Annotated in this window: 20 protein-coding genes and 1 pseudogene; 16 read left to right on the top strand and 5 right to left on the bottom strand. The window is 66.8% G+C overall.

Going from position 1 to position 21,845, the window contains the following annotated elements; all coding sequences use genetic code 11:
• Window positions 1-3 precede the first annotated feature (3 nt).
• The 5 genes from KHO27_RS11745 to ribD are packed head-to-tail and all read left to right on the top strand — an operon-like array spanning window position 4 to window position 4,944.
• Window positions 4-1,014 (top strand): formylglycine-generating enzyme family protein, encoded by a 1,011-nt coding sequence (locus tag KHO27_RS11745; protein WP_110701547.1) that lies wholly within the window; start codon window positions 4-6, stop codon window positions 1,012-1,014.
• Between the two features lie 34 nt (window positions 1,015-1,048).
• A complete protein-coding gene (gene ribA, locus KHO27_RS11740; protein WP_102685058.1) occupies window positions 1,049-1,645 on the top strand; it encodes a GTP cyclohydrolase II RibA in 597 nt (198 codons plus the stop codon).
• Window positions 1,646-1,669: 24 nt separating this feature from the next.
• Window positions 1,670-3,361, top strand: coding sequence for a WD40 repeat domain-containing protein (locus tag KHO27_RS11735; protein ID WP_110701558.1), 1,692 nt, complete (start codon window positions 1,670-1,672; stop codon window positions 3,359-3,361).
• 12 nt (window positions 3,362-3,373) lie between these two features.
• Window positions 3,374-4,033 (top strand): SAM-dependent methyltransferase, encoded by a 660-nt coding sequence (locus tag KHO27_RS11730; protein ID WP_110701559.1) that lies wholly within the window; start codon window positions 3,374-3,376, stop codon window positions 4,031-4,033.
• On the top strand, window positions 4,030-4,944 hold the full coding sequence (ribD, locus tag KHO27_RS11725) for a bifunctional diaminohydroxyphosphoribosylaminopyrimidine deaminase/5-amino-6-(5-phosphoribosylamino)uracil reductase RibD (protein WP_094011434.1): 915 nt from the start codon (window positions 4,030-4,032) through the stop codon (window positions 4,942-4,944). Before KHO27_RS11730 ends, ribD begins: the two co-directional genes overlap by 4 nt.
• 130 nt (window positions 4,945-5,074) lie before the next feature.
• Here the strand turns inward: ribD and KHO27_RS11720 are convergent, their stop codons facing one another.
• Window positions 5,075-5,803 (bottom strand): class I SAM-dependent methyltransferase, encoded by a 729-nt coding sequence (locus tag KHO27_RS11720; RefSeq protein ID WP_102685054.1) that lies wholly within the window; start codon window positions 5,801-5,803, stop codon window positions 5,075-5,077.
• 2 nt (window positions 5,804-5,805) lie between these two features.
• Window positions 5,806-7,227, bottom strand: coding sequence for an MFS transporter (locus KHO27_RS11715; protein ID WP_110701561.1), 1,422 nt, complete (start codon window positions 7,225-7,227; stop codon window positions 5,806-5,808).
• Window positions 7,228-7,361: 134 nt separating this feature from the next.
• On the opposite strand from KHO27_RS11715, the gene KHO27_RS11710 reads away from it, so the two are divergent.
• The 3 genes from KHO27_RS11710 (at window position 7,362) to KHO27_RS11700 (ending at window position 8,542) form a co-directional block, all read left to right on the top strand.
• A complete protein-coding gene (locus tag KHO27_RS11710; RefSeq protein WP_023632483.1) occupies window positions 7,362-7,682 on the top strand; it encodes a YbjQ family protein in 321 nt (106 codons plus the stop codon).
• 140 nt (window positions 7,683-7,822) lie between these two features.
• The gene (locus KHO27_RS11705) at window positions 7,823-8,011 is read left to right on the top strand and encodes a hypothetical protein (protein WP_023632482.1); all 189 of its coding nucleotides are present in this window, start codon (window positions 7,823-7,825) and stop codon (window positions 8,009-8,011) included.
• Between the two features lie 225 nt (window positions 8,012-8,236).
• Window positions 8,237-8,542 (top strand): hypothetical protein, encoded by a 306-nt coding sequence (locus KHO27_RS11700; protein WP_110701563.1) that lies wholly within the window; start codon window positions 8,237-8,239, stop codon window positions 8,540-8,542.
• 53 nt (window positions 8,543-8,595) lie between these two features.
• Here the strand turns inward: KHO27_RS11700 and KHO27_RS11695 are convergent, their stop codons facing one another.
• Together KHO27_RS11695 and ampC are read right to left on the bottom strand one after the other, a co-directional pair.
• Window positions 8,596-8,928 carry a hypothetical protein gene (locus KHO27_RS11695; protein ID WP_046855208.1) on the bottom strand — a complete coding sequence of 111 codons (333 nt, stop codon included), beginning with the start codon at window positions 8,926-8,928 and terminating at the stop codon, window positions 8,596-8,598.
• A 353-nt stretch (window positions 8,929-9,281) separates the two neighbouring features.
• Window positions 9,282-10,412, bottom strand: a pseudogene (gene ampC, locus KHO27_RS11690) (class C beta-lactamase); the annotation flags it as partial.
• A gap of 133 nt (window positions 10,413-10,545) precedes the next feature.
• Here ampC and KHO27_RS11685 point away from each other — a divergent pair.
• Window positions 10,546-11,538, top strand: a complete 993-nt coding sequence (locus tag KHO27_RS11685) for a bile acid:sodium symporter family protein (RefSeq protein ID WP_110701567.1) — start codon at window positions 10,546-10,548, stop codon at window positions 11,536-11,538.
• A gap of 33 nt (window positions 11,539-11,571) precedes the next feature.
• Here the strand turns inward: KHO27_RS11685 and KHO27_RS11680 are convergent, their stop codons facing one another.
• Window positions 11,572-12,888 (bottom strand): hypothetical protein, encoded by a 1,317-nt coding sequence (locus KHO27_RS11680; protein WP_110701569.1) that lies wholly within the window; start codon window positions 12,886-12,888, stop codon window positions 11,572-11,574.
• A gap of 219 nt (window positions 12,889-13,107) precedes the next feature.
• Here KHO27_RS11680 and KHO27_RS11675 point away from each other — a divergent pair, with 219 nt between their 5' ends.
• The 7 genes from KHO27_RS11675 (at window position 13,108) to KHO27_RS11645 (ending at window position 21,758) form a co-directional block, all read left to right on the top strand.
• Window positions 13,108-14,322, top strand: a complete 1,215-nt coding sequence (locus KHO27_RS11675; RefSeq protein ID WP_111532235.1) for a sugar transporter — start codon at window positions 13,108-13,110, stop codon at window positions 14,320-14,322.
• A 240-nt stretch (window positions 14,323-14,562) separates the two neighbouring features.
• A complete protein-coding gene (locus KHO27_RS11670) occupies window positions 14,563-15,048 on the top strand; it encodes a DUF2165 family protein (protein WP_110701571.1) in 486 nt (161 codons plus the stop codon).
• Between the two features lie 14 nt (window positions 15,049-15,062).
• Window positions 15,063-16,157, top strand: coding sequence for an efflux RND transporter periplasmic adaptor subunit (locus KHO27_RS11665; RefSeq protein ID WP_214501850.1), 1,095 nt, complete (start codon window positions 15,063-15,065; stop codon window positions 16,155-16,157).
• An 18-nt stretch (window positions 16,158-16,175) separates the two neighbouring features.
• Window positions 16,176-19,259 carry a MexW/MexI family multidrug efflux RND transporter permease subunit gene (locus KHO27_RS11660; protein WP_102685044.1) on the top strand — a complete coding sequence of 1,028 codons (3,084 nt, stop codon included), beginning with the start codon at window positions 16,176-16,178 and terminating at the stop codon, window positions 19,257-19,259.
• Entirely contained in the window at window positions 19,256-20,650 is a 1,395-nt protein-coding gene (locus KHO27_RS11655) for an efflux transporter outer membrane subunit (RefSeq protein ID WP_214501849.1), read from the top strand. Before KHO27_RS11660 ends, KHO27_RS11655 begins: the two co-directional genes overlap by 4 nt.
• A gap of 162 nt (window positions 20,651-20,812) precedes the next feature.
• On the top strand, window positions 20,813-21,034 hold the full coding sequence (locus KHO27_RS11650; protein ID WP_023632740.1) for an MbtH family protein: 222 nt from the start codon (window positions 20,813-20,815) through the stop codon (window positions 21,032-21,034).
• Window positions 21,035-21,038: 4 nt separating this feature from the next.
• Window positions 21,039-21,758 carry a thioesterase II family protein gene (locus tag KHO27_RS11645; RefSeq protein WP_110701579.1) on the top strand — a complete coding sequence of 240 codons (720 nt, stop codon included), beginning with the start codon at window positions 21,039-21,041 and terminating at the stop codon, window positions 21,756-21,758.
• Window positions 21,759-21,845 lie beyond the last annotated feature (87 nt).

The raw sequence follows: 21,845 nt of genomic DNA, 5'->3' as shown, positions 1-21,845 counted from the left end.
CGCATGAACAGCTACAAACAGTGGCATTGGCCACGGCTGCCCAGCCCGCTGCCCAAGGATGTCAGTGACCGGGCGTTGATGGGCTATTCCGAGCAGTATCAGGAGCATCCCCTGCAGGCCAAGGTCGGCGAAGCGTTCGCCAATCTGCTCCAGGCTCCGCTGGACGTCCTGCTCGCCATTCTGGAACAGCCGCGCCAGCCTTTGGCGCGTCGCATCGGCGCCGGCGAGGTGCTGGCGCTGCGCGGTGATCCACGCATCGACACCTTCGCCCCGGACATGATCGACATTCCCGCGGCGCGGGTGCACATCGGCCTGGACCCAGGCGCGGTGGCGCAGGTGATGGACCAGTTCGACGGGCTGGGCCTGGACCGCAGCTGGATCGAAAAGGAGACCCCGCGCCATGCGGTCGAGCTGGCGGCGTTCCGCATCGCCCGCTTCCCGGTGACGCACCAGGAGTATCGCCAGTTCCTGCTCGACAGCGGTCATGCCGGCATCCCCGACGGCTGGGCCTTCGGCCGTTACCCACGGCACCATGCCAACCACCCGGTGTACAGCGTTTCGGCCAGCGATGCCGATGCCTATGCCCGCTGGCTCAGCGAGCGTACCGGCCGGCGCTTTGCCCTGCCCACGGAGGCGCAGTGGGAGTATGCCGCCGCCGGTGCCGAAGGGCGCCAGTTCCCCTGGGGCGACGCCTACCAGGTCGAGCACGCCAACACTGCCGAGCTGGGCTACCTGGACAGCACGCCGGTCGGTGTGTTCATCGATGCGGCCTCGCCGTTCGGCGTGCTGGACATGGCCGGCAACGTCGAGGAGTACGTTGCCGAGGACTACCAGCCTTACCCCGGTGGCCCGCGCATCGAGGACGACCTGGTGCTCGATGTTGGCACCCACCGCGTGGCCCGTGGTGGCAGCTTCACCCGTTTCCGCGACCTGGCGCGTACCGCGCGCCGCCACGGGCGTTACCCGCGACCGATCTACGTCATGGGTTTGCGCCTGGTTGAAAACCACAACTGAGTTTTTCCGTCTTCCGTGCAAGAGGTCTGATTCCATGAACAAGGATGTTTCGCTTCACACCATCGTGCCGATTTCCATCCTCGGCGGCGATGTCGATGCTCATTTCTTCGGCTTCCACGGCTTCGAGCGTGACCAGGAGCATTTCGCCGTGGGTATCGGGCGCGATCAGTGCGACGTGCCGCTGGTGCGGGTGCATTCCGAATGCATCACCGGCGATGTGTTCGGCTCGCAGCGCTGCGATTGCGGCCCGCAGCTGCAGGAGGCCCTGCGCACCCTCAAGGAGGTCGGCGGCTACCTGATCTACCTGCGCCAGGAAGGGCGCGGTATCGGCCTGTACTCGAAGTTCGAGGCCTATCTGCTGCAGGACTCGGGCCTGGACACCTACGAAGCCAACCTGCGCCTCAACCACCTGGCCGACTCGCGCTCCTTCGACCCTGCCGTGCAGATCCTGCGCGCCCTGGGCGTGGACCAGTGCCGCCTGCTGACCAACAACCCGGAGAAGGTCGCCCAGTTACGCGCCGGCGGCATCGATGTGATCGAGCAGGTACCCACCGGGGTGTTCCTGACCAACCACAACCGCAACTACCTGCAGGCGAAGGCCGTCAAGTCCGCCCATTCGATCAAGCTCTGACCCCCAGCGAAAAAGGATCTTTCGATGAAACACATTGGCCCTATCAGCGGTATCGCCGCCCATGCCGCGCACTTCGTCGCCACCGCAGGCTACGACAACCAGGTGATCCTGTGGAACGCGGCCACCGGCGAGCCGATCCACCGTGTGCACCATGACCACCTGGCCAACCAGTGCGCCTTCAGCAGCGACGGCAAGCACCTGGTCAGCGCCAGCAGCGACTACACCGCGCGTATCTGGGAAGTGCCGAGCATGCGCCTGAAGGCCGTGTTGCAGGGGCACAACGACGACGTCGAGATGGCGGTGTTCTCGCCTGACAGCCAGCGTGTGGCGACCTGCTCGCGTGACCACGTGCTGCGCATCTTCGACCTCGATGGCGTGCAGCTGCAGGCATTCCATGGCCACCAGGCCGACGTGATCTCGGTGGTCTGGTCGCCGGATGGCCAGCGCCTGATCTCCAGCAGCGATGACGGCACCGTGCGCCAGTGGGACACCCGCAGCGGCCAGCAATGCGACGAGGTGGACATCGGCGGCGTGGAAACCGACACCATCGCCATCACCCGCGAAGGCGTGGTGTTCGCCGGCGATGACGAGGGGCGTATCTCGATCATCGCCGACGGCCAGGTGCAGACCGTGCCGGCCCATGCCGCAGGGATCAAGCGCATTGTCTGGAACGACGACAAACGCCTGCTGGTGAGCCTGAGCTACGATCGCTCGGCGATACTCTGGACCTTCGACGCCGGGCGCAACCTGGTCAAGCGCCGCAGCACCGCACTGCCGAGCATCGTCTGGCCACGCAGCTGCGCCTTCGTCGGCGACGAGCAACTGGTGTTCGCCACCTTCGGCTCGCGCTACGCCACCTGGAACTACGAGCAGGACCAGTGGCAGGTGTCGGGCATCGAGCCGGCGGTGAGCATCAATGCCGTAGTGCGCAGCGAAGAGCGCCAGTACAGCATCGGCGACGCCGGTATCCTGCACCGTGACGACCAGCCGGTGACCTGTGTCGGCAGCCTGTGCAACTTCCTCCTGCCGTTCGGGCCGCTGCTGCTGACCGGTGGTCAGATGGGCCAGGTGTTCGATGGCCTGTCCGGGCGCATGCTCTACCAGCACCGTTCGCCGCTCAACTGTGGCGCCACCTTCGTCAAGCAGGGCGAGGACCTGGCGCTGATCGGCACCTACACCGGTGAAGGCCTGGTGTTCGGCCATGACGGCAAGGGCGGCCTGCGCCTGGTGGCGTCGATCCCCATGCACGACAACGCGATCAAGGGCGTGGCCGCCGACGAGCGTCACCTGTTCAGCGTCTGCGCTTCGGCCGACGCCGCGTTGCACAGCATTGCCGACTTCAGTTGCGTGCGGCACATCGAGGCGGCGCATACGCGCATTTCCAACGGCTGCTGCCCGATCACCGGCGGTTTCGCCAGCATCGGCCGCGACCTCAAGTTGCGCCTGTGGCTGGAGACCGGCGACGAGGTGTTCGATTCGCCGCACCAGCACTCGATCAAGTGCATCGCCGCCTCCAGCGATGGCCGGGTGATCGCCACCGCCGCCTACAACGGCACCGTGGCGCTGTTCGACCTGGCCTCGCGGCGCTGGCTGCCGGTGCAGCGGCCCACCGCCAGCGGTATTTCCTGCCTGACCCATGACGCGGCCAGCGATGCGTTCCTGGCCAGTTCCTATGACGGGCGCATCTACGGCATCGACGCCCGCCTGGCATCCTGAAGGAGCAGCACGATGAGCAAGCAAGCAAGCGACTTCATGCCCCAGGGCGACTACCGCAAGGCCCTCGACACTTCGTTCGTGCACCGCTACAGCCACGGCGAGGACGAGTGGTCGTGGGATATCGGCATGATCCAGGCGGCCAAGGCTTTCCTCGAGCGGCTTGACCCGCAGGGTGACCAGCATGTGCTGGATATCGGCGTGGGTCGTGGCCGCGATGCCTCCACCTTTATCCTCGCCGGGCACCGCGTCACCGGGCTGGATATCGTCGAGAACTCCAGCTGGCCACTGCTGCGCAAGCGCTGGGGTGATCGCCTCGACCTGGTGAACAAGGCCATGCAGGACTGGCAGCCGGCGCCGGGGACGGTGTTCGACGCGGCCCTGGACAACGGCTGCTTCCACCATCAGCACCCGGACGAGTGGGGCCCTTACCTGGCCCATGTGCGCCGCCTGTTGCGCCCCGGCGCGCTGGTCGGGCTGAACGTGTTCGGGGTCGATGATGCCCACCCCGAGGCGGGGTGGCGGGAAATGGACAACCAGCGCCAGGGCTATTTCTTCACCGACGCTGGCATCCGCCAGACACTGGAGGCCCATGGCTTCACTTGGCAGGGCCTGGAGGTGATCGAGCGTCAGCATGGCGAGGCCCGCTATCTGCTGGCGCTGGTCCGCACGTGAGTGCGCTCGACCGCCATTACCTGGACATGGCCCTGGCGCTCGCCAGCCAGGGCCTGTACAGCACCATGCCCAACCCGCGGGTCGGCTGCGTGATCGTCAACGATGGCCAGGTGGTAGGGCGCGGCTGGCACCAGCGCGCCGGCCACGCCCATGCCGAGGTGCACGCCTTGCAGGAGGCAGGCCCGGCGGCGCGCGGGGCCACCGCCTATGTGACGCTCGAGCCTTGTGGTCACCATGGGCGCACCCCGCCGTGCGCCGATGCCCTGGTGGCCGCCGGGGTGCGCCGGGTGGTCACGGCCAGTGCCGATGCGTCGCAGAGCATCGGTGCGCTTCGGCTGCGCGAAGCGGGCATTGCGGTCGAGGCCATGCCCTGTCCCACGGCGCGAGCACTCAATCGCGGGTTTTTTTCGCGCATCGAGCGCCAGCGCCCCTGGGTGCGGGTGTTGCGGCCGGCGGCGTTGGCCATTGGCGCGATGGGTGAGGGCGCGATGCTCAGCCATTGCGACGAGCAAGCGCCGCTGGAGCACTGGCGGGGCAGGGCCTCGGCGTTGTTGACCACCTGTGACTGGGTCAAGGCCTGCGACCCGTCGCTGCTGGCGCAGGTTCCGGCACAGCGAGTCGAGCCGGTGACTCCGTTGCGGGTGGTGGTTGATCAGCGGCTCGATTGCCCGGCCTCGGCCAAGGTGCTGGATGGCCTTGCTCCGACGCTGGTGCTGCATACGGCGCAGGCGATGCGTGACGGGCGCTATGCCCGGGCGCGCTGCCAGGTGATCGAGGAGGTTGATGCTCAGCGGGTGTTGCAGGCGTTGTACGCGCTCGACTGCAATGAAGTCCAGGTCGAGGCGCAGCCTGCGTGGTGCGAGGTTCTGGCGCGCCAAGGGCTGGTGGATGAGTGGCTGGTGCAGGTCTGAGCGGGGACGCCTTGTGCGTCCCATCGCTGGCAAGCCGGTTCCTACAAGATGGCGCATGGCTTGAGGTTGGACGCGATCGGTGTGGGAGCCGGCTTGCCGGCGATGCGCCGCGTTGGCGGCGCCAGCGATCTCAGCGGCTGCAGATCAACCCGACTTGCAGGCTGTTCTGTTCGAACAGGTCCCAATACCCCGGCGGATGCGCCTTCTTGCGGATGCCGCTGATCAGCGGGGCGATCCAGCGCACATTGCGCAGGCCCACGTCATGGGCGGCCTGCTCGTAGACCGCCTTGTGCCAGCGGTAGTAGGTGAAGTCCGCCGGCGGCGTGCTCATGAACTGTCCCTGGCAGCGGAAGCCGCCTTCGACCGGTTGTTCGTCCAGTACGCGGATGCCGTACTCGGTGAAATTGCCACGGGCCAGGTCGAAGGCCGGGTTGGCGGTATAGGCAATCAATCGACCGGACGGCTTGAGGTTGAGGGCGACGCTTTCGAACATGCGCCGCAGCTCCTCGACGCTGCCGGCGTAGTTGAACAACCAGGCGGCGGTGACCTTGTCGTACTGGCCGATGCGGCCCATCTGCGCCACGTCGCGCACTTCGTAGGCGATGCCGTCGTTGGCCTGGCGCGCCTGATAGATCATGCTCGGCGAGATGTCCACCCCATGCACCCGCGCCGCGCCCCAGTCCTTCAGGCGGCGGCTGAAGAAACCATGGCCGCAGGCCAGGTCGAGGATCTCCTCGCCGATCACTTCGCCGGCCATGTAGCGAAAGGTGTCGACCTCGACCCCGCGCTGGCTGGCGTGGCTGGTGAAGTCTTCGAACTGCTCGCTGATGCGCTCGTAGACTTCCTTGGATTCCTTCATGGTCACTCCTTGCGTTCAGAGGTGAGGCGCAGCGCCAATGGCAGGGCCAGCAGCGGTGCGCAGGCGAATACGGCGAACAGCCACAATGCCGCCCGGCGCGCGCCCTCGACGCCACCGGGCTCGACCAGCCCGGCGCTGTTGGCTACCAGGCCGGCCAGGGCCGCGGCCAGCGCGGTGGCATACAGCTGCACGGTGGTGATCGAGGCCGAAGCGAGGTTTTCCTCGCCGGGGCGCGCCGCTTGCAGCACGCGGGTAAGCAAGTGCGGCCAGCCCAGGCCGATGCCCAGGCCCACGCCGGCCAGGGCCAGGGCAAACACGGCCAGGCCCGGCGTGCTGGCCACCCACGCCACGGCGGGTGTCAGCAGAGCCAGGGCCAGTAGCGCCAGGGCCACCAGCAGCGGGCCGCAGCGGATCTGCCAGGCGCCGCCATCGCGGTCACGCCCGGCGCTGGCCAGGGCGCCGACCGTCCAGCCGGCGGCCATCACGGCCGTCAGGTAGCCCGCGGCCAGGGGGCCGAAGCCATGGATGCGCTGGAGGAAATAGGGCACATAGATCTCGGTGGTGATGGCCGCCACCAGCAGGCACATCATGGCGAACAGCGCGCCCATCGGTTGCCTGAGACTGTAGGCGCCGGTGGGCAGCAGGTGGTGACGGGCACGGGGATCGAGGCGGGCGATCAGCGCGGCGATGGCCAGCCCGGCGACGATGCCGGCCAGGTTGACCCACAGTGAGTCGGCCAGGCTGGCCGCGCAGATCGCCAACACCGAGGCCACCAGGCAGGCGATCAGCCCATAGGCCGGGCGTGCGCCATTGTCGTCCAGCGCCTGGCGCGCCGGCAGGCGCAGGCAGACGATCAGCGCCAGGGCGGCGGCCACCGGCAGTAGCGACCAGAATGCCCAGCGCCAGTGCCCGCCCTCGGCGAACACGCCGCCCACGGCGGGGCCGCACAGCGTGGCCACCCCCCACATCGCCGAGACCAGGGCCATGGCGCGGGGCCACAGGCGGCTCTCGAACACCAAGTGGATCAGCGCATAGCTCAAGGCGAACAGGATGCCGCCGCCCAGGCCTTGCACGCTGCGCCCGATCAGCAGCAGCGGCATGCTGGTGGCCATTGCGCACACTGCCGAACCGAGGGTGAACACCAGCAGTGCCAGCAGGTAGGCGACCCGTGGCCCACCGCGGGCCAGCAGGCGGGTGGAAAGGGTGGAGCCGATGATCGAGGCCACCACGAACAAGGTGGTGTTCCAGGCATAGAAGGCCAACCCGCCGATTTCGTCGATCACCGTGGGCAGCAGCGTGGTGACGATATAGACATTGACGGCGTGCAGGGCGACACCGCCGGCCAGGGCGATCGAGCGCAGCGCATTGCCACCGCTGAGCAATTCGCTCCAGCGTGCGGGGGGCTGTTCGGGGATGGCGGTCATGAAGGCTCCTTGCGTGATCCTGCGCTGGGAGTCTAGGAGCCGGAAAATCATTATTCAAGAAGTTGCTTGTGTAATTTGGCCGCGGAGGATTTGTTAGGATCGTGCTCTTTTGTCTTGTTCCAGGAGCTTCACCCATGATCATCAGCACCACCAGCCAGCTCGAAGGCCGCCCCGTTGCCGAATACCTCGGCGTGGTCAGCGCCGAATCGGTGCAGGGGATCAACTTCGTGCGCGATTTCTTCGCACGCTTTCGCGACTTCTTCGGTGGCCGTTCGCAGACCCTGGAGAGCGCCCTGAAGCTGGCCCGTGAGCAGGCCACCGAGGAGCTTGTGGCGCGGGCACGACAGTTGCAAGCCGATGCAGTGGTGGGCGTGGACTTCGAGATCAGCATGCCGTCGGTGCAGGGCGGGATGGTCGTGGTGTTCGCCACCGGTACGGCGGTGCGCTTGAAGTAAGGCCAGTTGCCACTGGTCGGGCAAGGAGTTTTTGTCCGGCTGGTCTGCAAATGACCGGCTAGTCTCACTTCAACGGGCCGCTGCTTCACTAGGCAGGTGCATTGCCTGCCGGCACGGTCGCCATTGGAGGGAGTCAGGGCATGAGCGAATCTTTTTTTGAAGACCTGAACGATGCGTTTCCGATCAACAGCCAGGTGCGCTGCGGGCAAGCGGCCTTGCGCCTGGGCTTTGCCAACATGACCCTGGACGAATCGGAGCAACTGCAGCCGGCGCACCTGCAACGGGCCAAGAAGGGGCGGTTCACGCCGCGTGTCCCGTCGAAAAAGTGAAACAGCACATTAGCGGGGCAAGCCCGCTCCCACAGACCTTGCTAGAAATCTGTGGGGGCGGGCTTGCCCCGCGATCATGTTGGTCCGAACACTGCAAAACCGCCCAACGGCACGCATTTCCCGCCATTTCTTGATCCCGCTCATGGTATCGGCGCGTCCCCCTCGCCGCCGGTTCGAGGCTGTGCTTTTCTTGCGCGGCATGTCAGACACGGAGTATCGACTTCAATGCGAATCAGGGAAGAGACCTACTGGCAATGGGCCGATGTGCAGTTGCACAGCCGCAGCCATGACGAGGAGTTGAGCGACGGCACCAGCATCGATGTGCAGGTGCGCCTGTCCAGGGTTGGCGCCACGCAGCTGTTTCTCGGGCTGTACGCCCGCGACGGCAAGGCACTGCTGGAGGAGTACTACCCCTCGCGTCCGGGCGAAACCATGACACGGGCCCTGGTGTGGGGCGTTGACCGTGCCCGCGCCCTGGCCACGGGCGCCTTGCCGCTGCCGGAAGCGATGCCGCGCAGGCGCCAGGCATGAAAAAGCCCGGCCTTTGTCGGGCCGGGCTCAAGAAACGGTGTAAAGCCGCGGTATCAGTTCAACGCGTCGATCACCTTGATTGCCTGCCGCTCACGGGCGGTAGGCCATTCTTGTTGCAGGGTCTCGAGTACGCGACCGACGAAGGAGGTGTCGGCGGCGGCCTTCTTGCCGACGTAGCCCTGGCCACGGCGGTAGACCTTGAAACGGGCGCGCATGCTGGGCATGTGCGATTCGAACTCGTCTTCGACCGTGTTCGGCGGCAGGCGATCCAGGCGGACCTCGCCGGATTGGCTGACCCACAGCAGGTGGTCGTCGAGGCTGTCCTTGCGCGCGGCGAACAGCTGGGCCAGTTGGTCGATGGTTGGATTGTTGTTCAAGTTCATCATAAAGCCCCCATTACTCACATTCGTTGGTGAAGTTCGTCTGAAGTTCACATTGGCGCCACACCATGTAGCGCGCTAACCAAGGCTGCTACAGCAGCTTCGCAACAGGGGCTTTCTCACGCTGCCTTCTGGGCAGTTTCCCTCTCCACGGACGGCCTGCGTTACCGCGCAGGCCGTCTGGAACACCCTTGCCACCGCTCCCGATCAGGGAGACGGCCTCATCATGCCCAAGGCGCAGGAAGGGCGTCAACCGTTTTGTAGTGATTATTTTTAGTCACTACATCTTGTCGGACAATCCTCTTCGTTGTGTCTGTCGAGTCCGTTCGCCGGCGCCAGGAATCGGCCGTCATGGCTCCCAGGCTTGAGAGGATGCGTTGCGCGACACGTACCCGCTCCTCGTTGGGGTAGTTGCGGTTGGCCAGCAGCACGATGCCCATCTGTTTCGACGGCACGAATGCCACGTAGGCGCCGAAGCCACCGGTGGCGCCGGTCTTGTTGTACCAGGCGGCAGGCTCGGCGGGCAGCGCCGGGTTCAACGCCTTTATCGGGTTTTCTCCGCGGATGATCTTGGCACCGTTGTATTCCAACAGGGTGTCGAGGCTGACCGGGTAGGGGTAGCGCTCCCAGCCCAGGCCCTGGGTCATGGCGCCGACCTGGAAGTAACCGGCCTGGGTGATGGCGATGGCCTGGCGCAGGGCAGGGTCGAGCGCGGCAGGTTGCAGTTGCAACTGGACATAGCGCAACAGGTCGCTGGCGCTGCTCTTGATGCCGTAGGCCTGCTCGGCGTAAGGGCCCGGGCTGACCCGTACCGGCTTGTCCTTGGCATCGTAGCCCTGGGCATAGAGGCCACGGGCGTTGGCCGGTACTTCCAGGTAGGTGTGCTCGAGGCCCAATCGAGGCAGCAGCCCCTGGGTCATCAGTTCGGCGAATGGCCGCTTCTGCGCGCGGGCTGCCAGGTCACCGAACAGGCCCAGGCTGGGGTTCGAGTAGCAGCGCTGGGTGCCGGGTTCGGCGCGGCGTTGCCAGTGCTGGAACCAGGCCAGGGTCTGCTCCTTCGTCTGCACCTCGTCGGGGAACTGCAGTGGCAGGCAGTCGCCGCTGTAGGCGCCCAGCTCAAGCACACTGGCGCTGCCGATCGGCGCCTTGGCCAGGCCGGGCTGGTAGCGGCTGGCGGGCGCCGCGAGGTCGAGCTTGCCCTCGGCGCTGGCCAGGGCGGCGAGGGTGGCGGTGTAGGTCTTGCTCACCGAGCCGACCTCGAACAGGGTGTCGCGGGTCACTGCCTGGCCGCTGGCCTTGTCGGCCAGGCCATAGTTGAAATAGTGCGCTTGGCCATTGGCATACACTGCCACGGCCATGCCGGCGATGCCGTGCTCGCGCATCAGCGGCTGGATGACGCCATCGACGCTGTGCTGCAGGTCGCCTGCTAACAGGGGTGGCGCGGCCAGCGTCAGGGCAGTGGCCAGCAGCAGGTGCGGGGGACGTTTCATGGTGCAAGGTTCCTTTTCGTGATTCAGTCGCCGGGTTGTCCGTTGGGCGACACTGACGGGGGTTCCGGCGTTAGCGGCATAAAGGCCGGGACCTTATCGTCCAGGCTTGCACAAAGACAAGGCGGAATCTGTGATGAGATATTTGCGCATGCTGTTCGACAACTTCACCCTGGCCCTGCTCGGGGTGGTGTTCATCGCCACCGTGCTGCCGTGCGCAGGCGAGGGCGCGGTGCTGTTCGGCTGGCTGACCAACCTGGCCATCGGCCTGCTGTTCTTCCTGCACGGCGCCAAGCTGTCGCGCGAGGCGATCATCGCCGGCGCCAGCCACTGGCGCCTGCACCTGCTGGTGTTCTCCTGCACCTTCGTGCTGTTCCCGCTGCTGGGGCTGGCGTTCAAGCCGCTGTTCGTGCCGCTGGTGGGCAATGAGCTGTACCTGGGCGTGCTCTACCTGTGCGCCTTGCCGGCCACGGTGCAGTCGGCCATCGCCTTTACCTCGCTGGCCCGTGGCAACGTGCCTGCGGCGATCTGCAGCGCGGCGGCCTCGAGCCTGCTGGGGATCTTCCTCACGCCGCTGCTGGTGGTGATGTTGCTGGGCGCCTCGGGCGACACCGGCTCCGGGCTGGACGCGGTGCTGAAGATCACCCTGCAGTTGTTGGTGCCCTTCGTCGCCGGGCAGATCGCCCGCCGCTGGATCGGTGCCTGGGTCAAGCGCAATGCGCGCTGGCTGAAACTGGTGGATCAGGGCTCAATCCTGCTGGTGGTGTACACCGCCTTCAGCGAGGCGGTGGTGACCGGGTTGTGGCACACGGTGTCGCCGCAGCACCTGGCGGGCCTGTTCGCCGTGTGCGGGATCCTGCTGGCGGTGGTGCTGCTCGGCACGCGGCTGCTCGGGCGGCTGCTGGGCTTCAATGTCGAGGACCGCATCACCATTCTCTTCGCAGGTTCCAAGAAGAGCCTGGCAACCGGCGTGCCCATGGCCCAGGTGCTGTTCGTCGGCGGTGGCATTGGGGCGATGATCCTGCCGTTGATGCTGTTCCACCAGATCCAGCTGATGGTCTGCGCGGTGCTGGCGCAGCGTTATGCGGCGCGGCTCGAGGAGGGCGGGCAGGCGACGGCGGCTTCCTGAGACGGATCCCTGCCGCCGGCGCGCGCCAGCGATCTACCAGGCCAGAGGCCGGTCGAACCCTTTCCAGCACAACCAGCGCCGCACCTCGGCATGCGCCCCCGTGCCGATCTGCCACTGCGGTCGGCCACGATCCAACGCGATCTGCGAAATGAACCCGGCATGGCTGGCCACCACCAGGGTGCGGCCGTCGGCGCTGATGTCCATGGCGCTGATCGTGGAACCAAGATAGTGCTGCCAGTGCTCGTGGCCGTCCTCGCCGAAGGCGCGCAGGTAGCCATGGGCGTCACCGACGATGTATTCGCCATCGCGGGCCACCCCGGCGTAGACCCTTGCGCCGTCCTGCAGCAGTGGCGTGCGCGGGTCATTGCTGTAGAAACCGGTATCCAGCCCCGGCAGGTCGGCCACCCGCACGCCGACGGTGCCGCCCTGATAGAAGTGGCAAGCATTGAGGATCAGCTGGTCGCCCCGGCGGTTGAACAGCGCGAAGTGCGGGTACTCGCTGGCCGGGCCGACCTCTGCGATGCGCCTGAACTGCTCGTCGAGCACCAGGTGACGGCCGCATTGTTCGCCCAGGGCGACCAGCCTGCCGTCCGGTGACAGTGCGGCATGTGCCATCGTCAGGCCCAGGGCGATGTCGTCCGGGTCAGTGCCCCGGCGCAGCTCCTCGAGAATGTCGTCCTCGCGTGGCAGCAGGCGCGTGGCACCAGCGGCGGCAAGCACGAAGATGCCGTCGCTGCTGACCAGCAGGACCCGCTGGCCATCGGGGAAGGGCAGCAGCGCAGTGGGCGTCGGCGGCAGGTCGAAGGGGTCGAACGGGTAACCCGCCGGTAACCCTTCCAGACCATGGGGCCAGGCCAGCCGGGCCACTTGCGGGCCACCCCAGCCATCGGTCACGCGTACCCCCTCGGCGTTGGCCAGGGCGAAGTAGCGCCGCCCTGGGCAGCGCCCGAAGTGCTCGACACCGATCACCGAGGTGACGCCCTGGCCGTCGAGGCGCAGCACCTGGCCGCGCTCGAACGGCATGCCGATGCGCACCAGCAGGCTGCCGTCGTCGAGCAGCAGCAGGTTGCCGATGCCCTGGGCCTGTTCGTCGAGCAATGGCAACAGCGGCAGATGCGCCGGGGGCCAGGCTTCGCGGAACAACTGGCGTTGCTGTTCGTCGGTGCCCGGGCGGTTTATCGCCAGCAGCGCCGCCTGCCAGGCGTCGAGCAGATGCTCGGTGGCCGGCGCCTGTGGTTCCTCCAGATCGTCCCAGCCTTGCGCGCGGCCCTGCGCGACATAGCGGTTGATGGCCTCGGCATAGGCGATGACCGCCTCGCGCCATTGCTGCTGGGGGTGCTGCTTGTCCATGGGCGGATCGAACTCCTTGTTCCGCAGGGTAGGTGATGTGCGACAAAAGGGTGCACGCAGGCGCGCATGGTACTCTGTCCGCGCCCGCGGTTGTGAGGCTCGGCCTTGATGCGTACCATGCCGGACATCCTTTCAATAAGAAAACGTGCGTCACCGGCCTGGAACCTGGGCAGGCGATGCGCGTCCTGTTGCCTTGTCCGCGGAGAAAAACATCTTCACATGAATGGTCCCGTCCCCACCTCCATGCCTCCCACCGCCGGCAGCGGCAGTTGGCTGAGCGTCATCGCCCTGGCGCTGGCGGCGTTCATCTTCAATACCACCGAGTTCGTCCCGGTGGCGCTGCTCAGCGATATCGGCCGCAGCTTCGAGATGAGCACCGCACAGGTCGGCCTGATGCTGACCATCTACGCCTGGGTGGTGGCACTGGCCTCGCTGCCGATGATGCTGGTGACCCGCAACATCGAACGCCGCCGCCTGCTGCTGCTGGTGTTCCTGGTATTCATCGTCAGCCACCTGATGTCGTGGCTGTCGCAGAGCTTCGCCATGCTGCTGGTCAGCCGCATCGGCATCGCCCTGGCCCATGCCGTGTTCTGGGCCATCACCGCGTCGCTGGCGGTGCGCGTGGCGCCGCCCGGCCAGCAGGCCAAGGCGCTGGGCCTGCTGGCCACCGGCACCACCCTGGCGATGGTCATGGGCATCCCGCTGGGGCGTGTGGTGGGTGAGGCGCTGGGCTGGCGCATTACCTTCCTGTGTATCGCCGGGGTGGCGCTGGCGACCATGCTCTGCCTGATGAAGTCGCTGCCGCTGCTGCCGAGCCAGAACTCCGGCTCGCTGCGCAGCCTGCCGGTGCTGTTCAAGCGTCCGGCGCTGGTGATCACCTACATGCTGGTAACCCTGGTGATTACCGCGCAGTTCACTGCCTACAGCTACATCGAACCCTTCGCCCTGCACGTGGCACGGATCAGTGGCGAACACACCACGTTGCTGCTGTTGCTGTACGGCGGTGCCGGCGTGTTCGGCTCGGTGTTGTTCAGCCGCTACAGCGAGCGTTTCCCCCATGGCTTCCTGGTGGGCGCCATCGGCGCGCTTGCCGCGTGCCTGCTGCTGCTGTTGCCGCTGTCGGGCAATTTCCAGGTGTTCGCCGCCCTGAGCATGGTCTGGGGCGTGGCGATCCTGAGCTTCAGCCTGGCCTTGCAGTCCAAGACCCTCAAGCTTGCCTCGGATGCCACCGACGTGGCCATGGCGTTGTTCTCCGGTATCTACAACATCGGTATCGGTGGCGGTGCGTTGCTTGGCAGCATTGTCAGCAGCCAGGTGGGCGTGGCGCATATCGGCCTGGTGGGGGGCGGCGTGGCGGTTGTCGGCCTGGCGCTGGCGTTGGCCAGTACCCAGCGCTTTCGCGAAGCCCTGACTCGGGTGCCTGGGCAGGCGTGAACCACGCCTTCTGCAGGAGCGGTCAAAGCCGCTCCTGCAGGCATTCCATTGACCCAGAATCCCGGTTCCTGGCACCTCCAGCCCTGCAAATGTCTCCCGACTGATCCGCATCAACTTCCCTGGCAACACGCGCCCCTGTAATAGGGGCGCTTGTGTATCGGCAAGGCTGCCTCTAATATCCAAGCGTTTTCTTGTGTAATTGCCTGGCGTCCCGCCCAGGCCATCAATACGGACGTTGATATGGATTTGCACACCTCCCTGTGGCTGTTCCAAGCCATCCAGGCCGTGGGCCTGGCGTTGTGGCTGAGCATCGCGGTACTGAACAACCTGCAGGCCTTCGCCAGCTCCGTCGGCGCCATTGGCGCCACCTTGGCCATGGCGCCACTGCGCCAGCCGCCGGCCATCGAATTCCCCTTGTTGCGCAGGGCCTGTCATTCGGCGGGCTTGGCCCGCGCCGCGCTGCTGGTGATCCTGCTGCTGCAGATCGTCGCCAGCCTGGCGGCCTGGGTCGGCACCTATGGGCTGATCGTCGCCCAGGATCCGCTCCTGGCCCGGGCCTGGTTGAACCTGGCACTTGGCGCCTTCCTCGCCTTCACTTTCGCCATGCTGCTCGGGGGCCTGTGGTTCGGCTACTGGATACGCCAGGAAGGCCTGCAGCTCACCCACCTGGTGCTGGTGCTGTGGGCGACCCTGGCGTTCTTCCTGTTCAACCTGGATTGGGCCTGAGGCGAGGACGCGCAATGAATAGCAAGGCAATACTTGGCAGTGCCCTGGTGCTGGCCCTGGCCACCGCCGGTGGCCTGGCCTGGCGCCACACCGGGCAGGCCCAGGCCACGGCAGCCGCGCCGCGGCACCTGGTCAAGGTGGCCCTGGCCACGGTACAGAAAGCACCGCAGAAACGCGCCTTCGCCGGCGTCGGCGAGCTGGAGGCGGTGCACCAGGTGCTGGTGTCGGCCGAGATCGGCGGGCGGGTGACGGCGATCAACTTCAGCTCCGGCCAGCAGGTGCGCAAGGGTGATGTGCTGGTCACCCTCAACGATGCCCCGGAGCAGGCCGAGCGCCTGCGCCTGAAGGCCCAGCTGGACAATGCGCGGACCAACTACCGGCGCGTCAAGGACCTGCTGCGCGAGAACGCCGCCACCCAGGAACAGCTGGACAACGCCCTGGCGGCCCGCGACATGGCCCAGGGCGAGCTGGCCCGTACCGAGGCGGTGATCGCCCAGAAGGCGGTGCGCGCACCCTTCGACGGGCGCCTGGGTATCCGCCGGGTGAACCAGGGCCAGTACCTCAATGTCGGCGACCCGGTGGTCAGCCTGATCGACACCCGCAGCCTGTACGTCAACTTCTCCCTCGAGGAGCAGCTCAGCGCCCAGCTGCGCACCGGCCAGGCGGTCGAGGTGCGGTTGGATGCGTTCCCCGATAAGGCCTTCACCGCGCACATCACCGCCATCGACCCCTTGATCGGCCGTTCGCGCACGGTGCAGGTGCAGGCCACCCTGGCCAAGCCCGATGCGCGCCTGTCGGCCGGCATGTATGCCAGCGTGCAGGTAGCCAGCCCCGATGACGGCCAGGTGTTGACCGTGCCGGAAACCGCCGTTGCCTATACGGCTTACGGCGACACGGTGTTCGTCGCCCGCCACGATGCCGCCGCCGATGCCCTGGTGGTACAGCGCGTGGCAGTGCGTACCGGTGAACGCCAGGCCGGGCGGGTGGTGATCGAGCAGGGCCTGCGCGAGGACGACCAGGTAGTGGTGTCCGGGCAGTTGCGCCTGAGCGACGGCGCCGCCGTGCAAGCCACCGAAGACACCCTGCAGGCCCCGGCCAGCGGCGCCTGACCCCAGCGAGAAAACGCCATGACATTCACCGACCTGTTCGTGCGCCGGCCTGTGCTGGCGCTGGTGGTCAGCACCTTGATCCTGCTGCTGGGGCTGCTGTCGCTGCTGCAGTTGCCGATCCGCCAGTACCCCTTGCTGGAAAGCTCGACCATTACCGTGACCACCGAGTACCCCGGCGCCCCCGCCGAGCTGATGCAGGGTTTCGTCACCCAGCCGATCGCCCAGGCGGTGTCGTCGGTGGAAGGTATCGACTACCTGTCGTCCTCGTCGGTGCAGGGCCGTAGCCTGGTGACCGTGCGCATGGAGCTGAACCGCGACTCGACCCAGGCCCTCACCGAGGTGATGGCCAAGGTCAACCAGGTGCGTTTCCGCCTGCCGGAGCGGGCCTACGATCCGGTGATCGAGCGTTCGGCGGGCGAGTCCACGGCCGTGGCCTACATCGGTTTTGCCAGCGCGAGCCTGCCGATCCCGGCCATGACCGACTACCTCACCCGGGTGGTCGAGCCGCTGCTCAGTACCATCGAGGGTGTGGCCAAGGTCCAGGTGTTCGGTGGCCAGACCCTGTCCATGCGCCTGTGGATCGACCCGGCGCGCCTGGCCGCCCGGGGCCTGACCGCGGCCGACGTGGCCGAGGCGGTGCGCCGCAACAACTACCAGGCGGCGCCGGGCAAGGTGAAGGGCCAGTACGTGATCGCCAATATCCGCGTCGACACCGACCTGACCTCGGTCGGCGACTTCCGTGAGCTGGTGATCCGCAACGACGGCAACGGCCTGGTGCGCATCCGCGACATCGGCACGGTCGAGCTGGGCGCGGCTTCGGCCGAGACCAGCGCCAGCATGGACGGCGTGCCGGCGGTGCACCTGGGGCTGTTCGCCACCCCGGGCGGCAACCCGCTGGTGATCGTCGACGGCATCCGCCAGTTGCTGCCACAGATTCGCCAGACCCTGCCGCCGGACGTCAAGGCGGAGCTTGCCTTCGAGACGGCGCGCTTCATCCAGGCCTCCATCGACGAGGTCACCAAGACCTTGCTCGAGGCCTTGGCAATCGTCGTGGTGGTGATCTACCTGTGCCTGGGCTCGCTGCGCACGGTGCTGATTCCGGTGGTGACCATCCCGCTGTCGATGCTCGGGGCCGCGGCGCTGATGCTGGCCTTCGGTTTCAGCGTCAATCTGCTCACCCTGCTGGCCATGGTGCTCGCGGTGGGGCTGGTGGTGGACGACGCCATTGTCGTGGTGGAGAACGTCCACCGCCATATCGAGGAAGGGCGCACACCGGTGGCGGCGGCATTGATCGGCGCCCGTGAGGTGGCCGGGCCGGTGATCGCCATGACCATCACCCTGGCTGCAGTGTACGCGCCGATCGGCATGATGGGCGGCTTGACCGGCGCGTTGTTCCGCGAGTTCGCCCTGACCCTGGCCGGGGCGGTGGTGGTCTCCGGCGTGGTGGCCCTGACCCTGTCGCCAGTGATGAGCTCGTTCCTGCTCGACGCCCGCCAGTCCGAGGGGCGCATGGCCCATGCGGCCAACCGTTTCTTCGACTGGCTGGCCGAGCGCTACGCCCATGTGCTGGGCTTCTCGCTGAAACACCGCTGGATCAGCGTCGGTTTCGCCTTGCTGGTGCTGGTCAGCCTGCCGCTGTTGTACGCCTTGCCGCAGCGCGAGCTGGCGCCGACCGAGGATCAGGCCGGGCTGCTCACCGCGATCAAGGCACCGCAGCACGCCAACCTGGCCTATGTGGAGCGCTTCGCCGACAAGCTCGATGCGGTCTACCGGACCCTGCCGGAAACCGTCAGCACCTGGATCATCAACGGCAGCGACGGCATCGCCTCGGGCATCGGCGGCATCAACCTGCAGCCATGGGGCGAGCGCGAACGCAATGCCTCGCAGATCCAGCTCGACCTGCAGGCGGCGGTGAACGATGTCGAGGGCACCAGCATCTTCGCCTTCCAGCTGCCCGCGCTGCCGGGCTCCACCGGTGGCCTGCCGGTGCAGATGGTGTTGCGTAGCTCGCAGGACTACCGGGTGCTGTTCGACACCATGGAGCAGGTCAAGGCCAAGGCGCGGCAGAGCGGCCTGTTCGCCGTGGTCGACAGCGACCTGGACTACAACAACCCGGTGGTGCAGGTGCGCGTCGACCGGGCCAAGGCCAACAGCATGGGTATCCGCATGCAGGACATCGGCGAGTCGCTGGCGGTGCTGGTGGGCGAGAACTACCTCAACCGTTTCGGCCTGGATGGCCGCTCCTATGATGTGATCGCGCAGAGCCCGCGTGACCAGCGCCTGACCCCGCAGGCCCTGACCCGGCAGTACGTGCGCAGCGAGGAGGGCAGGCTGGTGCCGCTGTCCACCGTGGTGCAGGTCAGCGAGCAGGTCGAGCCCAACCGCCTGACCCAGTTCAACCAGCAGAACGCCGCGACCTTCCAGGGTATTCCGGCGGCCGGCGTCACCCTGGGCGACACCGTGGCCTTCCTCGAGCAGGCCGCCGCCGAACTGCCGGCGGGCTTCAGCATCGACTGGCAGTCCGACGCGCGCCAGTACCAGCAGGAGGGCAACGCCCTGATGCTGGCCTTCCTCGCCGCCGTGGTGGTGATCTACCTGGTGCTGGCGGCGCAGTACGAAAGCCTGGTCGATCCGCTGATCATCCTGATCACCGTGCCGCTGTCGATCAGCGGTGCGCTGCTGCCGCTGGCGCTGGGGGTGGCCACGGTGAACATCTACACGCAGATCGGCCTGGTGACGCTGATCGGTCTGATCAGCAAGCACGGCATCCTCATGGTCGAATTCGCCAACACCTTGCAGGCCGAGCAGCACCTGGACCGGCGCACGGCCATCGGCAAGGCAGCGCAGATCCGCTTGCGGCCGATCCTGATGACCACGGCGGCCATGGTGGTGGGGCTGATCCCGCTGTTGTTCGCCTCCGGTGCCGGTGCTGCCAGCCGCTTCGGGCTCGGCGTGGTGATTGTCACCGGGATGCTGGTCGGCACCTTGTTCACCCTGTTCGTGCTGCCGACCATCTACAGCCTGCTGGCCCGTGACCATGCCAGCACGGCGCGTTCGGCACGGGCCCGATCGTTGGCCGAAACCCTGGAGGGGCAGCCATGAAGCCGGTATTCGTCGTATCCCTGCTGGCCCTGGCCTTGTCGGCCTGCAGCGTCGGCCCCGACTACCGCAAGCCCGAGGCACCTGGCAGTGGCCTGCACAGTCCGCAGCGCGCCGCCTTCACCGCCCGTGGCGAGATGCCGGAGCAGTGGTGGCGATTCTTCGACGATCCGCAGCTGGTGCGCCTGGTCGACCAGGCCCTGGTCAACAACCACGATATCCGCCAGGCCCATGCCAACCTGCTGGCGGCGCGGGCGCTGTTCGACGACCGCAGCCTCGACCGCTACCCCTGGGTCACCGCCCGCGCTGGCTACAACCAGAGCCTGGAGCAGCAGCAACCGGCCGATGGCAGCGACCCGCGGCGCATGCGCACCGAGCAGTACCGCGCCGGATTCGACGTGCAGTGGGAGATCGACCTGTTCGGCCGCCTGCAGCGCCTGACCGACGCCGCCGAGGCGCGTGCCGACGCGGCGGCGGCTGACCTGCGCCAGGTGCGCTTGAGCATCGCCGCCGAGGTGGCGCGCAATTACTACCTCAAGCTCGGGCTCAAACGCAGCCTGGTGGTGGCCGAGGATCAGGTCGAGGCCTGGCGCGAGACCCTGCAACTGACCAGCGCCCAGGTGCGCGCCGGCAGTGGCCAGTACGAAGACCAGCAGAACGCCCATGCCAACCTGTTGCTCAGCGAGGCGGCGGTACCGCCGTTGCAGGCGGCCATCGAGCAGGCCAGCTATCGCCTCGATGTGTTGACCGGGCAGGTGCCGGGCAGCCAGGAGCAGGGCGCCGCGCCGTTCCTGCCGCCGTTGGCGCGCCAGTTGCCGCTGGGTGACGTTGATGCGCTGATTGGCCAGCGACCTGATGTGGTCAGTGCCGAGCGTGAGCTGGCGGCCAGCACCGAGGACGTCGGTGCGGCCACTGCCGAGCTGTACCCACGCCTGGACCTGGGCGGCTTCATTGGTTTCTTCGCCTTGCGCAGCGGCGACCTGGGCAGCGCGGCCCGCGCTTATGAGCTGGCACCGGTGGTCACCTGGCCGGCCTTGCGCCTGGGCAATGCCCGCGCCCGCCTGCGGGTGCGCGAGGCGCTGGCCGAGGGCAGCCAGGCGCGCTACCAGCAGGCGGTGCTGTTGGCCCGCGAGGAAGTGGAGAACGCCGTCACGCAGTTGGTACGCAACCAGGCACGGCTGCAAAGCCTGGTGGCCTCGGCCGGGCACGGCAGCGAGGCCATCGATATCGCCAACAAGCGCTATCGGCGCGGCGCCGGCACCTACCTGGCGGTGCTCGAGAACCAGCGTGCGCTGTTCTCGATCAAGCGCGAGGTGGCGGAGGCGGAGACGGCCTCGTACCTGGATGCGATTGCGCTGTACAAGGCCTTGGGGTGGGGGAGCGAGGCGATGTAGCCTGTGTTGCCAGGTACGCTGTGGCAGCCCGGCAGACATGCGGGCTTCCCTCCTTTGGCAAGACTACGAGCAATGGCCTAATTTTCCCCGCGCGCCTTTCGTTTTCATGGAAGCCGCCCTGCGCCCGGCGCGTTCGGCCCTCATCATTCAAGGAGACAGGCAATGACTTCCGTTTTCGACCGCGACGATATCCAGTTCCAGGTAGTGGTCAACCACGAAGAGCAGTATTCCATCTGGCCCGACTACAAGGCGATCCCCAATGGCTGGCGCGCAGTGGGCAAGAGCGGCCTGAAGAAGGACTGCCTGGCCTACATCGACGAAGTCTGGACCGACATGCGGCCCCTGAGCCTGCGCCAGAAGATGGCCGAAGTCGCGGCGCAGTAAGGCGGTGTCGACCCTGAACCTGTTGTGCCTGCCGTATTCCGGTGCCAGTGCGATGGTCTACAGCCGCTGGCGGCGCAAGCTGCCGGCCTGGCTGCAGGTGCGCCCGGTGGAGCTGCCCGGGCGCGGCGCGCGCATGGCTGACCCGCTGCATACCGACCTGCGGGCCCTGGCCCGGCAGTTGGCCCATGAGCAGCGCGCCGTCACCCATGCGCCTTACGCCGTGCTCGGCCACAGCCTGGGGGCGCTGGTCGCCTTCGAGCTGGCCCATGAGTTGCGTGCACTCGGCTGCCCGCCGCCAGTGGCCTTGTTCGCCTGCGGCACTGCGGCGCCGACCCGGCGCGAGGATTACGCCGGTGGCAAATGGACCGAGCCGCGTGGTGATGCCGAGTTGATCGCCGAGCTGCGCAAGCTCGGTGGCACCTCCGAGGAAGTGCTGGCCAACGAAGAGCTCATGAGCCTGACCTTGCCGATCGTGCAGGCGGATTTTCTGCTTTGCGGCCGCTATGCGTACGAGCAGCGCCTGCCGCTGCAATGTCCCTTGCATGTATTCGCCGGCGAGAACGATCGCGCCAATGACGAACAGTTGCAGGCCTGGGGGCGGGAGACGGTTGGCGAGTATTCGCTGGCGAAGTTTCCGGGAGGGCATTTCTTTATTCACGAGCATGAAGAACGCGTGCTTGATGTGCTGTGCAGGACATTGGAGCCATTGCGGCTTTGTGCGTGATAGGTGGGGCAGTTTCTAGAATTCGCCTTACAGTTTTATAATTCTGCAGTGGCTTCATGCCTGGTTGTCGACGAGAGGCCTGACTGC

Origin of the sequence: Pseudomonas sp. RC3H12 (assembly GCF_018596375.1) — a bacterium.
In the GTDB taxonomy this organism is placed as follows: Bacteria; Pseudomonadota; Gammaproteobacteria; order Pseudomonadales; family Pseudomonadaceae; genus Aquipseudomonas.
The sequence above is the reverse complement of the archived record's forward strand: the minus strand, read 5'-3'. Positions and strand labels throughout refer to the sequence as shown.